Below are 22,105 nucleotides of genomic sequence, written 5' to 3' on the forward strand. Positions count from 1 at the left end.
GGATTTGGACGGATTAGCGGGGCTTGGATTGGCGGGGTGCTGAGGTAGCGGGTTGCTGGGCCGGCGGGTTAAAACCCTGCCTCAATTCGCGGAAGCCCCTGTGGGGCTGGCCTGGCGGCGTGAATGTGTACCTTTAGCCTCAGCGGGGCTTGTCGGTTGTCAGGGGGGCTGAAGCCCGCCTGACAGTCGTACTTTCTTTACTCCTGGAGGAGAGACGATATAACAGGCTCTCAGATGTACTCTACCCTCATCTGCCGCTATCCTCGCGCAGTGCCAGCGGGAAAAGCAGCCCAACCTGCCAGCGAATCAGGTGCGCCATCCAGCGTTGTTTCAGTGAAAGCGGCATCTCGGCCAACGCCCGATAACTGCGAATCAGATACAGGGCCGGGGGAGGAGAACTGTTTATCTGCTGAAGGGCCTGCACGACCAGCTCGTGAGCCTGCCGGGTTTCACCGCTTATCAGCGCGATACGAGCGGCCAGAATAGTGTGCCAGATTTGATCGGCACGGCTGATTCGGTTCGCATCGGTAAACAAATTACTCGCCGCCTGCCATTCGCTCACTGCTGCGGCAACATCACCGTTCGCCAGATAGAACTCAGCAGCGCTTAAACGACCCCATACCTGAACCTGATGATCGCGGCTGCGTTCGCTGCGCATAGCGATCTCGTCGGCACCTGCCAGTGCTTCAGGTACATCACCGAGGCGCAACTGTACCATTGCCAGCAAAGCACGACATTCAAGCCAGCGGCGAGTTTCGCCGGTTTGCTGAGCAATGCTCATGCCGAACTGAAGGGCCGCCTGGGCCTGACGCCAGTCACTGCGGATAAGTGCTGCCAGACCTTGCATCTGGGCTACCCAGGCCATGGTCGAGGGATCGTTCAGACGTTTGACCAGCCTCATCGCTTTGCGGCGGTACAATCGGGCCAGTATCGGCAAGCGACTCAAGGCTATTTCCATACTGGCGTATGAACGTGCCCGGATTGCCGGTAGGCGAGTGGTTTCGGCCAGATTCAGCGCGAACAGTAGTCTGTAGAGCATTGTCAACGGGTCGTGCTGATAATAATCGATCTGCACCAGCAGATGGGCGGCACGGGCAATCTCTACCGCATTCTTGCCTGCCAGCAAGTGCCGTTTGGGGATACCCAGCAGGATAAGAATCTGTTGAATGACTTCGATGAATAACGACCAGATCAATCTGCGCCGGCTGACAGGCAGGTGGTACCCCAGGTGACGAAACGCACTCTGTAACAGCCGATAGCTTTCGGCGAGGCGCCCCTGACCGTAATATGCCTCTGCCAGCAGCCGTTCCCGGCGCCCAATAACAGATGCTTCTTCGTCGATACCTATCTGGTGAGCCTTACTCAACAGATCAATCGCACCGGCATAATCACCGGTATGCAGCGCCAGTTCTCCTGCCTGTTCGAGAAACGGTTTAGCGCGCAGCGTTTCGCTGGCTGCCTGCCAGTGGTGAGCAATCGTGATGGCACGTAGAGGGTCGTGTCCGGTATGTTGTTCGAGGTATGCTGCGAGGCGAGCGTGTAGTTGACGGCGCTGGGCAAAACTCATTAGATTGTAAATGGCTTCGGCAATCGCTGCCGGACGAAAGGCGTATTGCAGGTGTGGTTCAAAGCGTTCAAGAACAATCAACCCGGCCTGTTGAAGCGCGAAGAGCTGACCGGTCAATTGGGCCTCGTTCAGCCCGGATGGGTGAATGGCGGCCAGTGTCGCTGGATCAAATTCGGCACCGATTATGCTGGCTGCTTTCAGCGTTAGTTGCTGGTCAAGGGTTAACTGATCGAAGCGGCTCGTGATCAATCCCTGTACCGTTGTCGGTAAACGCACCATCTGAAGAGCCGTTTTCGTTGCTCCTGGCACAAAACGACACATCTGATGCTGACGCATTAGCAGGCCGGCATCGTGTAGTGCCTTAGCCAGTTCGAGACTGAAAAATGGATGTCCTTGGGTCTGATCGGCAATCATGCGCCAGATTGCTTCATCAACCTGATGGACATCCAGGGCATGGGCGATCAAATCGTGAATCTCTGGCGGACTCAGACCCTGGAGCTTGATATGGTCGACCAGGGGGTGATACAGGAAGCGACGCTGCTCCTCTGTCTGGTTGAGTGGTGGTCTTCCGGTCACGATCAGCAAGATGGGGACTGGCTGTTCGAGCAGATTGATCAGCAAGCTCCAGGTTGGTTCATCGAGCCACTGTACATCTTCAATTGCGATCATCAGCGGTGCATGCTCGGCGGCTTTGCTCAAGACCGCAATTAATCCATCGTGGACACGTCCGGCGTAACCCTGGTCAGGTGACGCTGTAGGGTTTGCTATCGTGGTCAGGTTCGTGGGCCACAACTGACGGCTAAGGTGGTAAATATCATCGCTGAGGACGGTCAGCCGTACATCGTTGAGTAATTCGAGTAAACCGCTGCGAATAGTTTGGTAAGGGCTACGGTCGATAGCGCGCGCAGTCGCGGAGAGGACAATCGTATTCTGGCTACGGGCTTGATTGAGAAACTCCTGTACCAGGTGTGATTTGCCGATACCGGCTTCGCCGCTGATCATCACCCCACCACTCTGCCCGCGTTGCAAGCGGTCGAGGCGGTCGAGCAGCAATGCCATCTCACTGGTGCGCCCGACGAAAGTGTGGTTGTAACGTGCCTTGTTGATAAGCTGGCGGTTGGTATCGTCAGTGATGTTGAGCACCGGCTGGAAGATGGTTACCGGATCGCTGATGCCTCGCAGGTGTAATGGCGGCAGGGCGTTGAAGGTAATCCGCTCGCGGCATGCTGCCGCGGTTTCGCCATCACAGAGAAGCGGTATCTGCTGTTGGCGGGCTGCCTGCATCAGACGGGCTGCGCGATTGACAACCGAACCCATCATGGTGTATTCGCGCCGTTCCAGACCACCCACCGAGCTACAGAGTGCTGGCCCGCTTGTCAAGCCGATTGTGCAGGAAAAACCCAGATTCGAGAGTGTATTGACAATATCGTGGGCAGCTAACACCCCACGCAGTGCATCGTCTTCGTGGGCAAAGGGAGGAAGGCCAAATGCCGCTAACAACGTTGGTCCCTTGTTATCGATGCCCAGACGGTTGATACTGCCTTCATAGCGGTACAGGCAGGTCTGCAGGGCGCGCACAGCCGCTTGCGCTGCCGGTAAGGGGGTACTGGCATTCAGGTCACCGAGATGGGCAAAGAGCACGGTGACATAACGTTGTTCGGCCAGCCATGCGGTTTGACCGGCATCGATACGACTCGAGATCGCTTTCGGGACATACGAGCGTAATAATTCGATTTGCTCCTGATCGATAACCGGTGTGGTGAATGTGCGCAGCGGCACATCATCGAGCAGGGCGGTCAAGCGCCAGTAACTGTCAGAGAGAGGCTCGGCCTCGCACCATGGCTGCGTCAGCCCCCAGGCATCGGCGGTAAGGGCAACTTCTCCTGGTGGTGCGGCAGCTTCCGCTGCACTGGCTGCGCGTACTGCATCACCGACAATCAGAAGTTCCCAGCGGTCGTAGATGCCGCCAAGATGCATGAGGGTGACATCGCCGGCCCCGATTCCGACACGGGCGCGTAGTCGTCGTGCTGCCTCGTCGATGACTTCCGTGCTCCAGACCGCAGGCGACATCATCATCTGAATTGCCAGACCGCATTGGATTGCCCGACGAGTCAATACGGGTAATGGTTCATCGCCGTACCAGAGCGCGATTAATCCATCACCGGAGAACTTGATCACATCACCACCGTGGACGGTCACGATCCGCACCAGATGACCAAAATAGAGATCGAGAATCTGCGTCAGCTCCTCTGTGCCAGCCGGATTGGTGTGGGTCAGATGTTCGGTCAGCGCAGTGAATCCTGAGAGGTCGGCAAATAGGATTGCTGCCGGAAACGTCTCTTTTGCCGCTTCAAGGCGGCCATCAGCTCCGATATTTTGTAGCCGTCGCCGGATCAGGCCGGGAAGGTAGCAGGCCAGTTCAGCGAGATTTGCGAGCATCATGACAAGTGTCCATCGGTGGTTTGATTGCCAACCGCTGCGTCTTGGAATGTCCACGATGATATTATTATAGCTGATGCAGATTGTTGAGCGATTATTGATCAGCTTTCGGTGTAGTGCAAGTTTTGTTGAATGTATTGCTATTCACAATGTTTCTGAAGTGTGGCGATGTTCTGGAAGCAAGTGACTTGCGTTAAGAAGAAACTGAGGCGCTGGTCTTGGCCAGAAGCTTATCCAGATAGCCCATTCGGATGTTTCGGATGGGTTACTGCTCAAGGTTGCGCAAGCCATGGAGTGTCGATGTGCTGACAGAAGGGCAGATCAATCTAGCGGATATCATTCATGTTCAGGCTCTGCTTGCGAGGCTAATGATTCGGAATTGGTGATGAGAGGATGGTTAGTCTCAGACAACACATAGACCTGTAATGGATTTTTCTTCCCCTTAACGGTAATAATGTCTGGCGTAATTTGACAACATTCTTCGTCAATGGCTTGATAGGCACGGGTAGAGACCAGGATTTCACCTTTGCGAGCAACGCTTTCCAGGCGTTTTGCTGTATTAACCGTATCTCCGATCACATCATAAAATCTGACTCCACGGCTACCTAACAGTCCTTCAACGACAGGGCCGTGATGGATACCGATTCCAACACCCAACTGCTCGTGGTCGAGCAACGGTTGAATATGTGATCGAAGCATAATGGCAGCCTGAATGGCTGTCGTTGGGTCGGGGAAAATGGCCATTGCCTCATCGGCTGATAGTTTATACTTGATCACTTGATAGTTAGAAAACACCTGTTCAATAATCTGATAATACGAATTGAGTAATTGTACAACTTCTTCTGGCATTCTGTGTTCACTCCATGTCGTAAAACCGCGAATATCCATAAACAATATACTGCGTTCACGACGTTGTAGGGTTAATTGATCTGGGTTTGTTAGCGAGAGATGGAGTAGTTTACGACCGAGTAGCCATTCAGCGAACCTGTTGAATTGTCGGATTGTTTGCGTGAGCAGACTTACGTGCCATTCACTGTACGCATGGGTCAACCCTGCAATGGTGCCGAGAAACAGGATCAGGAATGTGATTATTTGATGATCAGGGTTGTTGAAAAATTGTTGGATGGATAGGTGCTGATTGGACGTTTGATCCTCCTGAAAAGTGTAAAATAAGAAGAGGATGATGCTGGTGCGAATGATGTTTTCACTAATGACTACGATAGGATCGATGGCTGTCAGAGCAATTTGGGCGCGTAGAAATTGGAGTATAGCTATCGTTAGGGCAAAACCCCAATACGCACAATGTAGGAGATGGAGCCAGAAATGAGGGCCTTCGTATATATAACCACCGATGCTGTATAGGATTGGGCCAATCAGGTTCCCGGTTAAGCGATGCCATGGCGAGCTGTTGGCATGGATGCTCAGGTAGCAAGCCTGTAACAGGCCGGCTGTGATCAGCATGTAGGGTGGGGCAGAAGAAAAATAGTCACCGGGTGATGCCGTAACAGCCTCGCATCCAACAGCAGCTAAGGGAAAAAAGAGTGAATTCGTGGCGCATTCGGATAAAAATCGTAGACCCGGCGAACCACGCCCCTGTTCTTCGGTTATAGAGGCTGTATCATGTACACTCATCGGTTGTCTGAGAGAGTAGTGCATATGGTATTCCTGTTCGTTGACACGGTAGTTTGATTCATATCTCCACCCATAAGGGTTGTATCAGCATCATAAAAAAAGATTCTGAAGACATGCTGAAGCGAAGATTGAAACATGTTGGATAGGTCTGATAGGAGTTATCGCGTGCTCGTGCCGGGCACGCTGCCGGTTGTGCTATTGATGACCAGTTCCAGGGGATTGCTGAGGGTTCGGTGACGGTGTGGTAAGCGTGAACGGTTACCTGTGCTGATGCTGTACAAGGGTCAGTGCAATCCGCTCCAATTCAGCACAGTGCCGTTGCCACGAGAATTCGGCAACCACGCGCTCGCGGGCGCGACGGCCCATCGCAAATGCTGCCTGTGGATCGCACAGCACGCGCTCGATTGCTGCGGCCAGATCGACGATGTCACCTTCCCGAAACAAGGCACCTTCCTGACCTTCCCGGATCACATCGGTGAGTGGATGAATGGCAGCGGTGACAACCGGCAGCCCGGCGGCCATGTATTCGTAGATTTTGAGTGGTGACCAGAAAAACCCGGCGGTACGCAGGGCCGGATGGGGGGTGGTGTTGAATGGAGCCACACCGAGATGGGCCTGCGCCAGGAGTTCGGGTAGGCGTTCGTAGGCTACGGCACCGGTAAACGTAAAGCGATCAGCATATTCGGCGGCGAGAGCCTCCGCCGTAGCCCGTTCAGGGCCGTCGCCGATCAGGGTAAAGCGATAGTTGTGTCCGCGCTCAATCAACAGGCGAGCTGCACGCACGAAATCACTTACACCGTGCCAGGGACGAAAGGTTCCCATAAAGATGATATTGGGTGGGCCTGGCACCGGTTCGGCTGGCGGTTTGAATGCTTCGACGTTGGCCCCCCACGGTAATTCGACGATCTTGTCGCGTGGAATGGCGGGTGGTACGGTGGTGTGCAGTGGCGTGACGATCCGATCTGCCCAGTGACATTGCTGTTCCGCCCAGCGCCGGAAAGGACTACCGAAGGCGTCATCAAGGCGGCGCTTGAGGACGGTCGGCGGATCGACGATCAGGGCATTTACTTCGAGAATGGTTGGAATCTGCAAACGGTGAGCGGCAATCATCCCGGCACCGGCAAAGTTGTAGTAGCGCTCCATAATCAGATCAGGACGGAGTTGACGGGCCAGCCTGATCACAGCCGCAGCACCGAGCAGGCTCAATGCCTTGGGGACATCTTGATGATATAGCGTAAACCCAGCGTATGGCCGGGCTGTAAGCCTGAACAGTGATCTCAGGTGAAGATGATGTAGCGGTAGTTCGCGACTGGCTGCAATCACGTGGACATCATGGCCGAGATGGGCCAGACCACGTGCCACCTCCAGGGTATGGATACTGCCGCCGACCGTACCTGGTGTCGGGATGCCGGAAGCAATGTACAGGATGCGCACAATATCCTATAACCGTTCGTATCGCTCAAGATCCATCGTGATCGCCAGCGTTCCTGGAGCTGCGCGCTGAATGATCTCGTGTGCCCGCTCAACCTGATTGTCTTCAACCCCAACCAGCAATGTCGTATTGCCACGGCGCAGGAAGCCACCCGTCGTCGCCAGCCGTGTCACCCGAAAACCGGCAGCAACGAGGGCATCAACACCGGCGTCCGCATGTGCATCCTCGGTTACGAAGATGATTAACTTCATACTCGCCCTTTCGTGATCTCGTAACTGTTGCTGCCGAGATTATACGGAGAGCAGCCCCGCTCGTCAATCTTTCACTATTGTTGGTGAACAATTGCTGTGCTATGATTCGTGTGACGTGATGATCTGCGTTGATAGGCAGGTACTGGATCGATGCCTGCCTGCCGTAGTAATAGCTGGTATTAATCGCGCAGCGAGATCGCCCGTTCTCTTTAGGAGGCTCCTATGCCGGTACCAGCGAGTTTCCATCGTTTCACGGATCGCCGTGCAGCCGGACGGGCACTGGCCTGGAGTATGAGCCATTATGCCGAACGTCCTGCGCTCCAGGTGTTGGCCTTGCCACGAGGTGGTGTGCCGGTGGCATACGAGGTCGCCAGGGCACTGTCGGCACCGCTCGATGTCTTGCTGGTACGCAAGCTGGGTGTGCCCGGTCAGGTCGAACTGGCGATGGGGGCCATCGCTGAAGGTGGAGTACGGGTGCTGAATCACGAGATTATCGCCGAGTTACGGATTCCGGCGTATGTAATTGAAGACGTGGCTGCCCTAGAGCAGGCTGAGATTGAGCGGCGTGCCCGGAGTTATCGCGGACACCGTCCGCCCCCTGAGTTGCGCGATAAGACGGTGATCATTGTGGATGATGGTCTGGCAACCGGTGCTACCATGCACGCCGCCGTAGATTGTGTTCGCTTGCAACACCCACGCTGGATCGCGGTGGCGGTGCCGGTCGCTAGCAAAGAGTCGGTACAGATACTACGGTCGGTTGCCGATGATGTTGTGGCAGTACTGGTCGTTGAACCGTTTTATGCGCTCAGTTACTGGTACAATGACTTTCGACAGACCAGTGATGACGAGGTGCGGCAGTTATTGCAAGCCGCGCAAGCAGATCGCGCTGTAACCAACCACGAGGATACATGATAGTTGTTCAGCTCTTAGGGCCACCGCGCATTGTGGTTGCCGATCACGCGGTTGCCTTGCCGCGGCGACGTAGCCGGGCGTTACTCTATTACCTGGCTGCTCATTCCCAACCGGTGCAACGCGAGCAGGTGCTATCTCTCTTCTGGCCTGATCACGAGCGGAGTGCTGCGCAGCAGCTTCTCCGTTCCACGCTCTACGCTATCCGCAAGACGATTGGGGATGCGTTGGTTGCCGATGAAGAGTGGCTATCACTGGTAGCCACGGTCGATCTGCGCCAGCTACAGACGCTCATCACCGACCCACAGGTTGATGTGGTTGCGTTGACGGCCGCACTGCCGGTTGACCAGGTTGAGTTGCTGGCCGGTTTTGACCTTCCCGACTGCGAGCCGTTTCAAACCTGGCTTGACACCGAACGTGAGCGAACACGCCTGCTGCTTGGGCGTGGCTGGCTACGCCTTGCGCGTCTCTATGAACAGCGGGGTGCAATGACAGCAGCACTTGCCGCGCTCGATCATGCCCTTGCTATTGATCCGTTGCAGGAAGATGTACAGCGTGATGCAATGCGTCTGGCGTATCTCAGTGGTGATCGGGTAGGGGCGATCCGTCGGTTTGAGCATTTACGTGATCTGCTTGATCAAGAGTTGGGTGTCCCGCCGATGCGCGAAACGCAGGCACTCTACGATGCGATTATTACCGATACGATTGTAGCACCTGCCCTGTCACCAGCCCATGTTCGCCCGGCGTTCTCCAACGGCCCCCTGCCCTTCAGCGGGCGCGAGGCTGAACTGGCGACGTTGCACGGCGAAGTCAGACCTGGTCGGCTGGTCTTGATCGAGGGGGTGCCCGGTATTGGCAAGACACGCCTCGCGGAAGAGTTTCTGGCGCAACGCGGTGGTCTGGTCATTACCGGTGCTGCTCGTGAGCTAGAGCAGACCCTTCCCTACTTCTCGATCAATGCAGCGCTACATGCCCTGATTGCCCATCCTGAGTGGCCGCAGCTTCGCACCCAGGTACAGCTTATGCCGATCTGGTGGAACGAATTAGGTCGTTTGTTGCCCGATGTGGCCCCGCTCCCCGCTGATCCGCCTAATGAAGCACGGCTCTGGGAAGCGGTAACCCGACTGTTGATGGAACTGGCTCGTCAGACCCGCGTAAGCCTGTTGCTGGATGATCTGCAATGGGCCGATACGAGTACACTGGGGCTGCTTGGCTACCTGTTACGACGTAGTGCCGATGTTGATCTGGTTGTGCTGGCAACCAGTCGTCTGCCCGAGCCGCGGAGTGCGCTGGCCGGTCTGATCCGTGCGCTGGTGCGTGAAGATCGCTTCTTCCGCCTAGCGATTGATCGTCTTCCTACAACAGCAGTACTGGCGATTGCCCGTCATTTGAGTGGGCCTTTTGCCCATCCACTGGCCGATTGGCTGGAACAAAGTACAGAAGGTAATCCCTACATGATCGCCGAGCTGGTACGTTATGCGCGCACGAGCGGCTGGCTCACTGCCGACGGTATGGTTGATCTTAGAGCGTTATCGTCGCAGCCAGTGGTACCGCAGACGGTGTACCATCTGATTGAAACGCGCCTGAACCGGCTTTCCGAACCGGCACGGCGGGTGCTGGATGCAGCGGTGGTAGTGGGACGGGATTTTGATTTTAACGTGGTGGCAAAGGCTGCAGCTCTGTCAGAAGAAGCGGCATTGGATGCTCTCGATGAATTGCTGGCAGCTCGCCTGGTCGTACCGCTCTCTGCTGCCTGGTTTCGCTTCGACCACAGTCTGACGATGGAGGTGGTGGGGCGTGATGTTGGTGATCTACGCCGACGCATGCTACACCGGCGCGTGGGTGAAGCCATCGAGGCGCTCTACCGTGATCGGATCGATGATGTAGCCGGGCAGATTGCTTTTCATTTTGCCAGGTCTGGTTTGGTTGAACGGGCAGCGACGTATGCGCTCCGCGCTGCGGAACGTTCGGTGACCCTGGCTGCGTGGCCGGAGGCGGCAGAGTTTTATACCCAGGCCCTGGCAGGGTTGCCCGCGAGCCAGCGTTCGGCGACACTGGTCAGGCTTGGTGAGGCACGTCTACAGTCCGGTGCATCGGCAGCCGCAGTTGATGCTTTTCGTGACGCGATGGCGGCGGCGCAAACTTCGCAGGAAGCACTCGCGGCTCGCCTGGCGCTGGCACGGGCCTTGATCCCGCAGGGACGCTATGCTGAAGTGATTGCGCTGGTCAGTCAGGTTGAACCGACCGCACATCCGCACGATCAGGCCACAGCACTCTTTCTATGGGGGACTGCCCTCTCGCTTGAAGGTGCCGATCTCGCCGCAGCCACCGAACGGCTCATGGCTGCCGCGCAGATACTGGGTAATGAGCCAACTGTTCAGCGAGCGGCATTGGCGCAGGTTACGTTTGAACTCGGTAATATTGCTGCCCAGCAAGGCGATCTCGATACCGCCATTGCCCGTTACGAGCGTGCACAGGAAATTGCAGACCATGCCGGCGACGAGGCGATTACCTGGCGTATCCTGGCACGTAATAATCAGGCGTATCATCGCCTGCTCCGTGGGGAAGTCGATGCAGCAGCCACGATCATCCGCGAGGCCATGGCTCTCGCCGAAGAGCGGGGTATGCTGTCGTTGCAACCATACCTGCTTTCGACTGCCGGTGAGGTGGCGCTGGCTCAGGATGATCTGGAAACGGCATCTGCCCGGTTTCAACAAGGGTTGGCTTTAGCGACGCAGTTGAATATTCCTGAACGAGTGGCCGGATCACGGCAAATGTGGGTCTGGTCGCCTTGCGGCGTGGTGAAACAACGTGTGCTGTACACTACCTCTCGTCGGCGCTGGCGCAGGCCGATACGTTGGGGGCGCGTCATCTGGCAGCTCAGATTCGGATCTGGCTGGCACCACTGTTGCCGCCCGCCGAGGCGCGGGTGATGCTTGCCGAAGCCCAGGAGATTGCCGAGGTTGGTGGACGGCGTCGCTTACTGACGGCCATTAAAGAAGTTCGGGCACGGATGGTAGAATCGGAAGTCATCGCTCCCGGACGTAATGATTGACATCATGTAGTGTCTACAGCATACAACGCATGGTGCGCATGACTCACCCTTTCGCCCCCTCGTTGCCACATCCTTCGTATGGCAATGTGCACGGGCACTCGTGGGGGCGGGTTCCACACCCGCCCCTACCGGTGGTCATATACTACACATCCCACCTTCACCTGCACCCGATGGGTGTGGGAACTGGCGGCGCCGGATGGCTGCCGCTGGCGTGTGTTGGTGCAGATAGGGAGTGCGCCGGAGGAGGGCGCTCCCAGGTGTAATGACACCGATGATGGTCGTCAATGCACGTTTAATGCTCGTGCGAGATGCTCTTTACCTTGCCGGCATCGGCAGCAATGCGTGTGGCCGGCAGGGTCAACAGCGTGCCACGCGCCTGGCACGAAGCACGGCTGGTGCGGCAGCCGTGCTGCCGCACTCCAAACGCCGCGACACGCACATAACGAGCGGGTAAGGCAGCCAATCCAGTGCGTGATAACACCAACGATGGTCGTCAATGCACATTTAATGCTCATGCGAGATACTCTTCACCTTGCCGGCATCGGCAGCAATGCGTGCGGCGACGGCCTCGGCTTGCTTGCATGCCACTTCCGGCATCAGCGTGATGCTTTCGCGTACGCGCCAGCATGCGGCAAAATGGCCATTTCCGTAATCCACGAAGGGAGGTTCTTCTTCTTTGCACTTTTGAATGGCAATCGGGCAGCGAGTGTGAAAATGGCATCCCGACGGTGGGTTGAGCGGACTGGGAACGTCACCCTCAAGAATGATCCGTCGTCGCTGCTTTTCCACTTTCGGGTCGGGAATTGGTACCGCCGAGAGCAGTGCCTGTGTGTATGGGTGGAGTGGCATCGAATAGAGCTTTGGCCCTTCGGCCAGTTCGACCACCTTACCCAGGTACATCACCGCTACCCGATCGGAGATATGATTGACCACGCTCAAGTCGTGGGCGATGAAGAGGTATGTCAGACCGAGTTTGTCTTGCAATTCTTCCAGCAGATTGACTACCTGGGCCTGGATTGAGACATCGAGCGCGGATACCGGCTCGTCACAGACCACGAAGTCTGGCTCGACGGCCAGTGCACGGGCAATGCCAATCCGTTGACGTTGCCCACCGGAGAATTCGTGTGGGTAGCGATTCGCGAAGGCGGGGTTTAAGCCGACCAGATGCAACAATTCTTCGACTCGTTCACGCACGGCACGCCCTTCGCGTAGTTTGTGGACCCGGATCGGTTCGGCAATAATATCACCAACCGTCATGCGCGGGTTGAGCGAGGCGTAGGGGTCTTGAAAGATCATCTGCACCCGACGCCGCATCTGGCGTAGCGCATTTCCCTTCAGTTTGGTCAGATCGGTACCTTCAAACAACACTTGACCGCTGGTTGGTCGGTACAATTGCAGAATTGCACGCCCGGTTGTACTCTTGCCACATCCCGACTCGCCGACCAGTCCGAGCGTTTCGCCACGTTTGATATTAAAGCTCACCCCATCGACCGCCTTGACCGTGCCAACCCGTCGCTGAAAGATGATCCCGTGCGTTACCGGAAAGTGCATACGGAGATCTTTGATCTCGATGATGTATTCACCGGATGATTGTTTCAGCGTTGTCATGCCTCGCCTCGTCTATCAAGCCGCCACATCGGTGGTCATCGTTCGCGGAACAGGGGTCTCTAGCGTAATGTCGAAATGACATGCCGCTCGATGATCGGTGCCAACGCTGCGTAATTCCGGCACGCTCGCCAGGCACTCTTCACGTGCATAATCACAGCGTGGACTGAAGGGGCAAATAGGGGGAAGGTCGATCAAATTGGGTGGGAGACCCCGAATGGGTGTCAGGCGACGACCACGCTCTTCATCGAGCCGCGGGATTGAACGGAGCAATCCAATCGTGTACGGCATCCGTGGATTGGCGAAGATCTCGCTCGTTGGTCCCTCTTCGACTACCTTACCGGCATACATCACGGTGACACGGTCGGTCATACCGGCTACCACACCGAGATCGTGGGTGATCAGAATAACTGCTGTCTCAAGCTCTTCGCGCAGGCGATTGATCAACTCAAGGATTTGGGCCTGGATCGTCACATCGAGGGCAGTGGTGGGTTCATCGGCGATGAGCAATTCAGGGTTGCACGACAACGCCATTGCAATCATCACCCGTTGCCGCATACCACCCGAAAACTGATGCGGATAATTGTCGAGGCGCTTGCTAGCCGAGGGGATCCCGACCATATCAAGCAACTCAATGGCCCGGTCACGTGCCTCTTTTTTGCTCAACTTTAGATGTAATTCAAGTGACTCTGTAATTTGGCGCCCCACCGTCAAGACGGGATTGAGCGATGTCATGGGGTCTTGAAAGATCATCGCAATCCGATTTCCGCGAATGTGGCGCATCTCCTCTTCGCTGGCCTGGAGCAGGTCTTCGCCGTCAAATAAAATTTGCCCGCCGACAATCTTGCCCGGCGGATTGGGAATCAAGCGCATAATGGAGAGCGATGTCACCGACTTGCCGCACCCCGACTCGCCAACGATACCGAGGGTTTCGCCACGATTGACATAAAAAGAAACACCGTCAACCGCTTTGACGATGCCGTCCTGCGTGTGAAAATAGGTGCGCAGGTCACGAACTTCTAACAATGGAGCCATACAGTAATCCTCTGTTACGGTGTCGCGCTGAATTTCTGGCGAACGTGACCATGCCTCTGCTTTGTTATGTTTACCTTTTCCTATGCGGATGTTGGGGATAGTACCACAAGAAACCGGTTACTGTCAAGGATTTCGCATGACTTGACATGATCCCCAGGCTGTGCTATACTCTTCGGCGTTGTGAGGGCGTATAGCTCAGCAGGTTAGAGCGCAATCCTGATAAGATTGAGGTCGGTGGTTCGAGTCCACCTACGCCCACCAACCAGGAGAGAATAGAGAATGTCTCTCTATTCTCTCTTATTTTGGGGCGATAGCTCAGTTGGTAGAGCATCTGCTTTGCACGCAGAAGGTCAGGGGTTCGAATCCCCTTCGCTCCACCACAATTCATCTCCCCTCCTGCTGTGCTGAAGGTCGTGGTTATGCCACGGCCTTTGGTGTTTTTCTGACGCAGCATACGCTCTCAGCCGGCAAACCGCTGCAAATACGCCAACACCTCGCTCACACTGACCACATCACCGTATTTGCCATCGATGTCGAAGAGGTTGGCAAGGTGTGGTTCCGGGGCGCGATCACCGACACACTCACGGGGCACGATGACCCGAAATCCGTGTTGCATGCCGTCAACTGCACTGGCCCGAATGCAGCCACTGGTCGAACAGCCGATCATGATCAGCGTGTCAATCCGTAATGCGGTTAACGTTGCGGCAAGATGGGTACCGAAGAAGGCGCTGGCATACTTCTTCTCGATCACCAGCTCATCTGGCTGTGGCGCAAGTTCATCGACGATGGCGATAAGTGGTGATTCGTGGGTGAGCTGGCGGAGTGCCGGTACTTTCTGGACGAAGATACCACCATCACGGCCATCACTGGCGTAAGCGACCGTTGTGTAGATGATGGGGATCGCCGCCGCACGAGCTGCTGCCAGCAATGGTTGACTGGCCCGCACTGCGTCTGGTACGCCTGGTGCAGCGTAGAGGGGCGATCCGGGGGTGGTGTAGGCTTTGATGAAGTCGATAACCAGTAAAGCCGGCGAGGTGCCAAAGCCGACCCGTCCGGCCAGGCCGTGCCGGCGGTAATCGGCGGTGAGATGATCGTAATCGGCCATGAATAATATCCTCCTTCCGCCAGATATGGGCTATGCATTACCCAAATGTCACTCTGCGTTAGATCAGGCTGCAAGCGCTCCCCGTGGCGTAGGGTTACTGTGGCGCAGGCTTCCAGCCTGCGTGGAGGCATCCTCTCAACTGCCGTCAGGTGCTGGCCGTGACCGCTGGTGCGCAGGCACGAACCTGGTGCAACCAAGCGTCTACGTGCAGGTAACTCATGCATGTCTGACCGACTTGATGATCGAAACGAGTACATCCAGCTTCCCCGTGACCAGGATGGGCACCGGTGTGCCACGCACCGGATCGGGAGCACGGCTGGCGCGGCAGCATGGCTGCCGCACTCCACACCGCGCGACACGCGGATGACGAACGGGTACGGCAATCCATCCAGCACGTGCTGGCACGGCTGGAGTGACGCGCTGCTACCGGCCCAAGAGCCGGGTAGGTGTTCGTTGGTGCCTGGCACGCGGTCAAGCGCCTGGACGACAGGCGCACGATGGCACTGCATGATGACATACGTTCGCGTACCCTGCCCCGCGCTCCGGCACGACGTTCCCCGCCGCCACCATGCTGCGCTCCGTCCATGATGCGCACAGCTCACGGTGCGACTGATCCCTGGCATGGTGCCCAAAACAGCACCTATGGCGATCATACCCGCTGATACGCACGTGGTTAACACCATAAATATAGTTGTGGGTAATGCATAGTCGCCAGATACGTGGGAGAGGGTGCAGGAAATAATTGCTTGAACCGGTTTGGAAGCTCTCTGGTTATGCTGCCGAACACCAGAGTCTGGGGTGACAGGCAGCGGGATGGTACTATCCCCTGATGGATATCCTGTCACCCCCATAATTCTGGCAACGATCAGTCAGCAGTGACAGCCTGCTGCTGCGCCGACGCCATTCGCTCGCGGCGAGCGGCGCGAGCCATCGCCCAGCGTACCGGTTGCGGCTTGCGCGGTGCCGGGAGGCCGGTTTCGGCTTCGGCATTGGCCAGCAATTCTTCCAGCGGCGGCCCGAAGTCAAAGCCTTTAATCTCGCCGCGTGCCGCTGCCAGTTCGGCGCGTTTGGCTTCGGTAGCCGCCTCGTCAATCGTGAGATCGTCGCGGAGAACGACGCCGTAATCGTTCAGTGCCTTCTCGCGGCTCACCAATCCGTAACGCACGTCGCGCTGTACCGCCTCTGGTGGCCGGGTGAGCGGGTCTTTCCAGCCGCCGCCTCCGGCAGTTCGATACACCAGTTGATCTCCCGGCTCGACGGCGATCTGGTCGCACTTGCTGGGTAAGACCTGGCGGGTGCCGTCGGTGCGGATCAGCAGCTTGCTCGAACGACTCCCCGGTTTGCCGCCAACGTTGCCCCACGGTGGCGTCAGCCAGCGGTCATCGTGGATCGAAATCTCGCCCGGCTCAAGGAAGGTGTAAATCTTCTCGATCCCGTTCCCTCCGCGATGGAAGCCGGCACCGCCTGAGTCGATAATGCTGGTGTAGCGCTCGATGCGGATCGGGTAGTAGCTCTCCAGATATTCGGTGGGAATGTTGGTGAACAACGGCCACCACGAGTGTCCATCCATACCGTCGCCAATCGGGCGACCGGGAATCCCACCGTAGTTGATCTCCATCAGATAGAAGAACTCGCCATCCTTATCATAGCCTGAGTAGAGCAGGTAGGGTGAGGTGCCATAACCGGCGGCGGTCGTGAATTCAGGCGCTCGTTTGGCCAGCGCACCGCCGAGCACATCGAACAGGCGTGTCAAGGCGTGGGTACGACAGCCGAGTGCTGCCGGGAATTCGGGCTGGATCAGGCTGCCCTTCGGCATGGTGACGTGCAGCAGCGGGTAGAAGCCGTCGTTGAACAGGATTTGAGGGTCGAAGACCATAATCAGATAGACGCCGATGAACATCTTGAACATCGACTCATTGAGGTAGAAGTTGATCGGCCCCATCGCCTGAGGATCGGTGCCTGTCCAGTCGAAGTAGGCTTCGTGGCCTTCGCGCCAGATGGTCAGCTTCATCTTGAACGGCCCATTACCGAGACCGTCGTCGTCAACGTAATCTTCAAACGACTGTGGCTCTTCGGGCAGGTTGCGCACGATCAGCTCCTTCATCGCCCGGTAGGTGCGGTCGAGGAGAGCCTGGGTAGCCGCCAGATAGACATCCTTGCCGAAGCGATTGCACAGCTCAATCACGCGCTTCTCGGCGGTGCGGCAACTGGCAATAATTGCCATCAGATCGGCGCGATTCATTTCAGGCTGGCGAACGTTGTTGAGCATAATGTCAAGGACTGCCCGGTTGAGCTTCCCGCGCTCGTAGATTTTGACCGGCGGCAGCCGCAATCCTTCGCCGAAAATGGTCGTCGCCGTAGTCGGAAGCGAGCCTGGCAATGGCCCGCCGACATCCTGGGCATGGCCGAACATGCTCGCCCAGCCAACCAGTTCCCGCTCATCGCCTTCGCCGTAGAAGATGGGCAGCATCACCAGCAAATCGTTGATGTGGCTGATGGCACCTCCACAGAGGTACGGATCGGAGAGCAGAATAACATCGCCCGGTTCGATGGTCTGATCCCAGTTGTCGAGCAGGCCGGCGATATACGAGCCGAATTGACCGACGATCATCCGCCCGTGCGGATCGGTAATCATCGGAAACTGATCGTGCTGTTCACGGATCACCGGACTCATTGCTGTGCGGTAAAGCACAGCATCCATCTCGTAGCGCGTATTCTTGAGCGCATTCTCGATAATATCGAGCGTCACCGGATCGATCTCGATCTGGGGGATCGTCGCAATTTTGAGATTAGTCGCCATAGATGCTCCTCGCTGTAGCAACTTAACTGCGGTTGATCAGAAGGTTGAAGTAGCGATCAACGGTTGCCGTATGGCCGGGCAGGACCACCGTAGTGCTGTCAACCTCGGTAATAATCGCCGGCCCCTCAACCTGCATACCCGGACGCAGCTTGTTGCGGTCGTAGAGTTTTGCCGTAATCCATTCACCGTGGCGGTAGATTTGATGATCGCCGCTATAGGCACTGCTGGCATCTGGGTTACCCGGTTCTGCTTCGGGCAGCTCAACTTTCGTCACGCGCCCAATCCCGACTGCGCGCAGGTTCACAATTTCCACATTGCTGTCGAGCATAAAACCGTAGGTACGGTCGTGCAGTTCGTTGAAGCGTCGTACCAGGATCGGGATCAGGTCTTGATCGAATTCGGTTTCGCTGACGGCAATCGGCATCTCGTAGCCCTGCCGGTAGTAGCGCATATCAACGAAGTAGCGAATTTCCTGGCGGGATGGTGGGATCGCCTCTTCACTCAGCATTGCCTGCGCTTCACGACCCAGATCGCGCAGCATACCGACCATCTCTTCCTGATCAACCCGATCAACGGTGCGGATGTAGGTGCGGGCAAACTCATCACGGTAATCGGCGCTCAGGTCACCGAGGGCGCAGAGCAGACCGGGTGCAGGTGGCACAATTACCGGATAACAACCGAGCAGTTCAGCCAGAGCGTTGCCGTGGAGAGGTCCGGCACCGCCGAAAGCCATCAGCGCAAACTGGCGTGGATCGAACCCGCGCTGTACACTGACCAGACGGAGGGCACCGAACATATTTTCATTCACGATGCGCAGAATCCCTTCGGCTGCGGCCATCAGACTCAACCCGGTTGCATCGGCGATCTTTTGAATGGCAGCTTTGGCTGCGGCGATGTCGAGCTGCATTGCCCCGCCAAGAATGCTCGGTGGCAAATACCCACAGACCAGATTGGCATCGGTCACCGTCGGTTCGGCACCGCCTTTGCCGTAGCAGGCCGGGCCGGGCACGGCCCCTGCGCTCTGTGGCCCAACCCGCAACGCTCGCGTCAGGGCAGGTACGTGGGCAATCGAACCGCCACCGGCACCAACTGAACGAACATCAACCGAAGGAACTTTCACCGGAAAATAGCCAAGTACCGTCTCGCGAGCGATGTTGGGTTCCCCCATACAGAGCGAAACGTCGGTTGACGTACCACCCATATCGAAGGTCAGAATATTGGGATACCCGGCGCGCAACGCGATATGCAACGCTCCGGCTACACCACCGGAAGGACCGGAGAGAAGGGTATAGACTGGATTCTCCTCGGTCGTTTCGGCAGTCATCAAACCGGCATCGGAGCGCAGGATATTGAGTTTCGCCTGTACTCCCTGTTGGCGCAGGTGCTGATCGAGATTGTGGACGTAGGTTTTGACCTTCGGTTTGACATACGCATTCATGGTCGCGGTAAGCGTGCGCTCGTACTCGCGAAACTCCGGCAGTACATCGTAAGAGATGGTAACTGGGAGATGGGGAGCAATGCGTTGGGCAATCGCTTTCAGGCGACGTTCGTGATCGGGGTTGGCATACGAATTAATCAGCGAGATGGTCAGTGACTCGATACCCGAATCGACCAATTCGCGGATCACTTCTTCGGCCTGGGCTTCGTCAAGGGGGCGAACCACCTCACCACGGGCACTCATGCGTTCGCGCACCTCGCGGGTGTCGGCGAGGGTTGCCGGTGGTTCGGGCTTGATCATAATCATCCAGCCGGCAAGTGGGCCGGGCGTTTGTGAGCGGGCAAGATGCAGGATTTGCTTAAACCCTTCGGTCGTGATCAGTCCAACCCGTGCGTCTTTGCTTTCGAGGATAACATTGGTCGCGACGGTTGTACCGTGCATGATCTGCGCTACCTGCGACGGTGCAATCCCGGCTTGCTGGCAAATCGCCGCGATCCCGGACAGCACCGCCTCTGACGGATCGTGTGGTGTGGATGGGGTCTTGTAGCGCCAGTAGCGTCCGCTCTCCTCATCGAAGAGCATTAGGTCGGTGAACGTTCCACCAACATCGACTCCAATGCGATAACTCATGTCTCCATTCCTCCCGATAAAACCACGTACTCCCCAGACAGTAGCTTATGACAGGTAGGGTGCCGTTGACACTACCTGCGGATAGACCGGCCCGGCCTTCCCGACCAGTGCCGGCAAGGGGCGGCCAAGTGTGGCAGCGAGCCAGTCGGATGCGGCAATGAGCGTCGGCAGTTCGATCCCGGTTGGTACCCCAAGCCCGTTGAAGAGATGCACCAGGTCCTCGCTGGCGATATTGCCTACTGCTCGCGGTGCGAATGGGCAGCCGCCGATCCCACCGAGCGCAGCATCGAACGAACGAATGCCGACCTGCCAGGCGGCAAAGGCGTTGGCATAACCGGTATTGCGCGTATTGTGCAGATGAAGGGTCACCGTGACATCCGGGATGCGTTCTAGCACCATTCGACACAATGCCGCAACCTGCGTCGGTACCGCCATCCCGGTCGTATCGGCCAGAATGATCTCGCCGGCGCCAATATCGGCAGCGTGTTCGGCAATTGCACAGACCCGTTCAGGTGAGACATAGCCATCGAATGGACACCCGAAAGCGGCGCCAATTGCCACCCCAAACGAGAGACCATCACGTCGAATATTGAGTGCAAAGCGGCTGAATTCAATCAGCGACTCAGCGGTTGTACGCTTAAAGTTTGCCCGGTTCAGACCATCACTGGCGGCCAGCACCAGTCGCACGTGGCGTAGTCCGGCAGCAGCGGCCAGTTCATAGCCGCGCTGGTTGGGGACAAGGGCGGTAAAGCGGAAGAGATCATTCGTGGTACGGGCGGCCAGGTTATGACCACGCTCAATCAACATCTGTGCAATCTGATCAATTCCGGCCATCTGCGGCACCTGACGCGGGTTGACAAACGAACCGATCTCGATCCGTGGTACACCGGCTGCGAGCAGGCGCTCGATCAACTCAACTCGTGTTGCCGGCTCTAACACGTCAGGCTCGTTCTGCAACCCATCACGGGGTGCGACATCAACAATTGTGACTGCTTCCATCAAATCACCCGTTTCGCTTGCAGCATTGCCAGATCATCCTCGGTCAGCCCAAGCAGATCGGTAAAGATTTCGCGATTGTGCTGACCGAGTGCAGGACCAGTCCAGTCCACGCCGCCGGGGGTGGCTGACAGCCGCGGCACCACATTCTGCATCTTGATCTCGCCCAAATCGGGATCGTGGACACCGATAATCGATTGGCGAGCGATAAAATGTGGATCGGAGAGCATCTCTTTCGCGGTGTAGATGCGACCGGCAGGGACGCCGTACTCGTCCATCATGACCTGCAACTGGTCGGCGGTATAGTTAATCGTCCAGGCTGCAATCAGATCATCAAGTTCGGCCTGATGCTCACCCCGTGCCTGGTGGGTTGCGAAGCGCGGATCGGTAGCCAGTTCGGGCTGGCCCATAGCCTGGGCAAGACGGGCGAAGATGGTATCGGCGTTTGCCCCAATCACAAACCAGCTTCCATCAGCCGTTGGGTAGATATTCGAGGGGGCAACATTAGGGAGAATGTTCCCGGTACGTTCACGGATATGGCCGGTCAATTGATATTCAGGGATCATACTCTCCATCAGGGCCAGCACACCCTCGTAGATACCAATATCAACCACCTGACCCTGTCCACTGCGTTGACGCTGATGCAACGCAACCAGAGCACCCAGGGCGGCAAACGTAGCCGCCAGCGAATCGCCAATGCTAATCCCAATTCGGGTTGGCGGACGATCAGGGAATCCTGTAATCGCCCGAATCCCTCCCATAGCCTCGCCAATCGAACCGAAGCCGGCCTTATCGCGGTAAGGGCCGGTCTGACCAAACCCGCTCACCCGGATCATAATCAGACCGGGATTGAGCGCGTGTAGCTCTTCCCATCCCAGCCCCCACTCTTCAAGCGTACCAGGACGAAAATTCTCCAGTACCATATCCACGTGGAGCACCAGGCGCTTGACCAACGCCTGGCCTTCGGGTGTGCGCAAATCAATCGTAATCGACTTCTTATTGCGGGCTAACACTGGCCACCAAAGCGTGCGCCCTTTGTAGCGGTGGCGACCCCATTCGCGCATCGGATCACCTTTGCCGGGAGGTTCGACCTTAATCACTTCAGCGCCGAAATCGGCCAGCAACTGACCACAGAATGGACCGGCCAGAAACGCACCCAATTCCAGCACCCGAACATCATCGAGTGGTCGTGGCGGACGTTGGGAACTCAC

Annotated in this window: 15 protein-coding genes and 2 tRNA genes; 5 read left to right on the top strand and 12 right to left on the bottom strand. The window is 56.9% G+C overall.

Going from position 1 to position 22,105, the window contains the following annotated elements; genetic code table 11:
* Positions 1-247: 247 nt before the first annotated feature.
* The 4 genes from VAE57_RS12840 to VAE57_RS12855 form a co-directional block, all read right to left on the bottom strand.
* Complete coding sequence (locus VAE57_RS12840) at positions 248-4,009, bottom strand: AAA family ATPase (RefSeq protein ID WP_322822271.1); 3,762 nt, start codon at positions 4,007-4,009, stop codon at positions 248-250.
* A 333-nt stretch (positions 4,010-4,342) separates the two neighbouring features.
* Positions 4,343-5,662: an adenylate/guanylate cyclase domain-containing protein gene (locus VAE57_RS12845; RefSeq protein ID WP_322822272.1), complete on the bottom strand. Its 1,320-nt coding sequence runs from the start codon at positions 5,660-5,662 to the stop codon at positions 4,343-4,345.
* A 234-nt stretch (positions 5,663-5,896) separates the two neighbouring features.
* Positions 5,897-7,072 carry a glycosyltransferase family 4 protein gene (locus VAE57_RS12850; RefSeq protein WP_322822273.1) on the bottom strand — a complete coding sequence of 392 codons (1,176 nt, stop codon included), beginning with the start codon at positions 7,070-7,072 and terminating at the stop codon, positions 5,897-5,899.
* A 6-nt stretch (positions 7,073-7,078) separates the two neighbouring features.
* Positions 7,079-7,321 (bottom strand): cyclic-di-AMP receptor, encoded by a 243-nt coding sequence (locus tag VAE57_RS12855; RefSeq protein WP_322822274.1) that lies wholly within the window; start codon positions 7,319-7,321, stop codon positions 7,079-7,081.
* A gap of 222 nt (positions 7,322-7,543) precedes the next feature.
* Here VAE57_RS12855 and VAE57_RS12860 point away from each other — a divergent pair, with 222 nt between their 5' ends.
* Genes VAE57_RS12860 through VAE57_RS12870 form a run of 3 tightly spaced genes read left to right on the top strand, consistent with a single transcriptional unit; the run spans position 7,544 to position 11,285 of the window.
* Positions 7,544-8,233: a phosphoribosyltransferase gene (locus tag VAE57_RS12860; RefSeq protein ID WP_322822275.1), complete on the top strand. Its 690-nt coding sequence runs from the start codon at positions 7,544-7,546 to the stop codon at positions 8,231-8,233.
* Complete coding sequence (locus tag VAE57_RS12865) at positions 8,230-11,163, top strand: ATP-binding protein (protein WP_322822276.1); 2,934 nt, start codon at positions 8,230-8,232, stop codon at positions 11,161-11,163. The genes VAE57_RS12860 and VAE57_RS12865 overlap by 4 nt, the downstream gene beginning before the upstream one ends.
* Positions 11,163-11,285 (top strand): hypothetical protein, encoded by a 123-nt coding sequence (locus tag VAE57_RS12870; RefSeq protein ID WP_322822277.1) that lies wholly within the window; start codon positions 11,163-11,165, stop codon positions 11,283-11,285. Before VAE57_RS12865 ends, VAE57_RS12870 begins: the two co-directional genes overlap by 1 nt.
* Before the next feature lie 292 nt (positions 11,286-11,577).
* Here the strand turns inward: VAE57_RS12870 and VAE57_RS12875 are convergent, their stop codons facing one another.
* The 3 genes from VAE57_RS12875 to VAE57_RS12885 are packed head-to-tail and all read right to left on the bottom strand — an operon-like array spanning position 11,578 to position 13,925.
* On the bottom strand, positions 11,578-11,766 hold the full coding sequence (locus tag VAE57_RS12875) for a hypothetical protein (RefSeq protein WP_322822278.1): 189 nt from the start codon (positions 11,764-11,766) through the stop codon (positions 11,578-11,580).
* A 23-nt stretch (positions 11,767-11,789) separates the two neighbouring features.
* On the bottom strand, positions 11,790-12,893 hold the full coding sequence (locus VAE57_RS12880) for a dipeptide ABC transporter ATP-binding protein (RefSeq protein ID WP_322822279.1): 1,104 nt from the start codon (positions 12,891-12,893) through the stop codon (positions 11,790-11,792).
* Positions 12,894-12,908: 15 nt separating this feature from the next.
* Positions 12,909-13,925, bottom strand: a complete 1,017-nt coding sequence (locus VAE57_RS12885) for an ABC transporter ATP-binding protein (protein WP_322822280.1) — start codon at positions 13,923-13,925, stop codon at positions 12,909-12,911.
* Between the two features lie 184 nt (positions 13,926-14,109).
* On the opposite strand from VAE57_RS12885, the gene VAE57_RS12890 reads away from it, so the two are divergent.
* A tRNA-Ile gene (locus VAE57_RS12890) sits at positions 14,110-14,186 on the top strand.
* Positions 14,187-14,229: 43 nt separating this feature from the next.
* A tRNA-Ala gene (locus tag VAE57_RS12895) sits at positions 14,230-14,305 on the top strand.
* Positions 14,306-14,385: 80 nt separating this feature from the next.
* Here the strand turns inward: VAE57_RS12895 and VAE57_RS12900 are convergent.
* The 5 genes from VAE57_RS12900 to VAE57_RS12920 form a co-directional block, all read right to left on the bottom strand.
* The gene (locus VAE57_RS12900; RefSeq protein WP_322822281.1) at positions 14,386-15,030 is read right to left on the bottom strand and encodes an N-carbamoylsarcosine amidohydrolase; all 645 of its coding nucleotides are present in this window, start codon (positions 15,028-15,030) and stop codon (positions 14,386-14,388) included.
* An 865-nt stretch (positions 15,031-15,895) separates the two neighbouring features.
* Positions 15,896-17,830 (bottom strand): hydantoinase B/oxoprolinase family protein, encoded by a 1,935-nt coding sequence (locus tag VAE57_RS12905; RefSeq protein WP_322822282.1) that lies wholly within the window; start codon positions 17,828-17,830, stop codon positions 15,896-15,898.
* A 22-nt stretch (positions 17,831-17,852) separates the two neighbouring features.
* Entirely contained in the window at positions 17,853-19,898 is a 2,046-nt protein-coding gene (locus VAE57_RS12910; protein ID WP_322822283.1) for a hydantoinase/oxoprolinase family protein, read from the bottom strand.
* Positions 19,899-19,943: 45 nt separating this feature from the next.
* Complete coding sequence (locus tag VAE57_RS12915) at positions 19,944-20,897, bottom strand: hydroxymethylglutaryl-CoA lyase (protein ID WP_322822284.1); 954 nt, start codon at positions 20,895-20,897, stop codon at positions 19,944-19,946.
* Positions 20,897-22,105 carry a CoA transferase gene (locus VAE57_RS12920; RefSeq protein WP_322822285.1) on the bottom strand — a complete coding sequence of 403 codons (1,209 nt, stop codon included), beginning with the start codon at positions 22,103-22,105 and terminating at the stop codon, positions 20,897-20,899. Before VAE57_RS12920 ends, VAE57_RS12915 begins: the two co-directional genes overlap by 1 nt.

Origin of the sequence: Chloroflexus sp. (assembly GCF_034434295.1) — a bacterium.
Lineage (GTDB): Bacteria > Chloroflexota > Chloroflexia > Chloroflexales > Chloroflexaceae > Chloroflexus.

What these genes read in the sequence shown, in the direction of transcription:
- VAE57_RS12840 (WP_322822271.1), bottom strand. Translation starts at nt 4,009, where the DNA reads ATGATGCTCGCAAATCTCGCTGAACTGGCCTGCTACCTTCCCGGCCTG.
- VAE57_RS12845 (WP_322822272.1), bottom strand. Translation starts at nt 5,662, where the DNA reads ATGCACTACTCTCTCAGACAACCGATGAGTGTACATGATACAGCCTCT.
- VAE57_RS12855 (WP_322822274.1), bottom strand. Translation starts at nt 7,321, where the DNA reads ATGAAGTTAATCATCTTCGTAACCGAGGATGCACATGCGGACGCCGGT.
- VAE57_RS12860 (WP_322822275.1), top strand. Translation starts at nt 7,544, where the DNA reads ATGCCGGTACCAGCGAGTTTCCATCGTTTCACGGATCGCCGTGCAGCC.
- VAE57_RS12865 (WP_322822276.1), top strand. Translation starts at nt 8,230, where the DNA reads ATGATAGTTGTTCAGCTCTTAGGGCCACCGCGCATTGTGGTTGCCGAT.
- VAE57_RS12870 (WP_322822277.1), top strand. Translation starts at nt 11,163, where the DNA reads ATGCTTGCCGAAGCCCAGGAGATTGCCGAGGTTGGTGGACGGCGTCGC.
- VAE57_RS12880 (WP_322822279.1), bottom strand. Translation starts at nt 12,893, where the DNA reads ATGACAACGCTGAAACAATCATCCGGTGAATACATCATCGAGATCAAA.
- VAE57_RS12885 (WP_322822280.1), bottom strand. Translation starts at nt 13,925, where the DNA reads ATGGCTCCATTGTTAGAAGTTCGTGACCTGCGCACCTATTTTCACACG.
- VAE57_RS12900 (WP_322822281.1), bottom strand. Translation starts at nt 15,030, where the DNA reads ATGGCCGATTACGATCATCTCACCGCCGATTACCGCCGGCACGGCCTG.
- VAE57_RS12905 (WP_322822282.1), bottom strand. Translation starts at nt 17,830, where the DNA reads ATGGCGACTAATCTCAAAATTGCGACGATCCCCCAGATCGAGATCGAT.
- VAE57_RS12910 (WP_322822283.1), bottom strand. Translation starts at nt 19,898, where the DNA reads ATGAGTTATCGCATTGGAGTCGATGTTGGTGGAACGTTCACCGACCTA.
- VAE57_RS12915 (WP_322822284.1), bottom strand. Translation starts at nt 20,897, where the DNA reads ATGGAAGCAGTCACAATTGTTGATGTCGCACCCCGTGATGGGTTGCAG.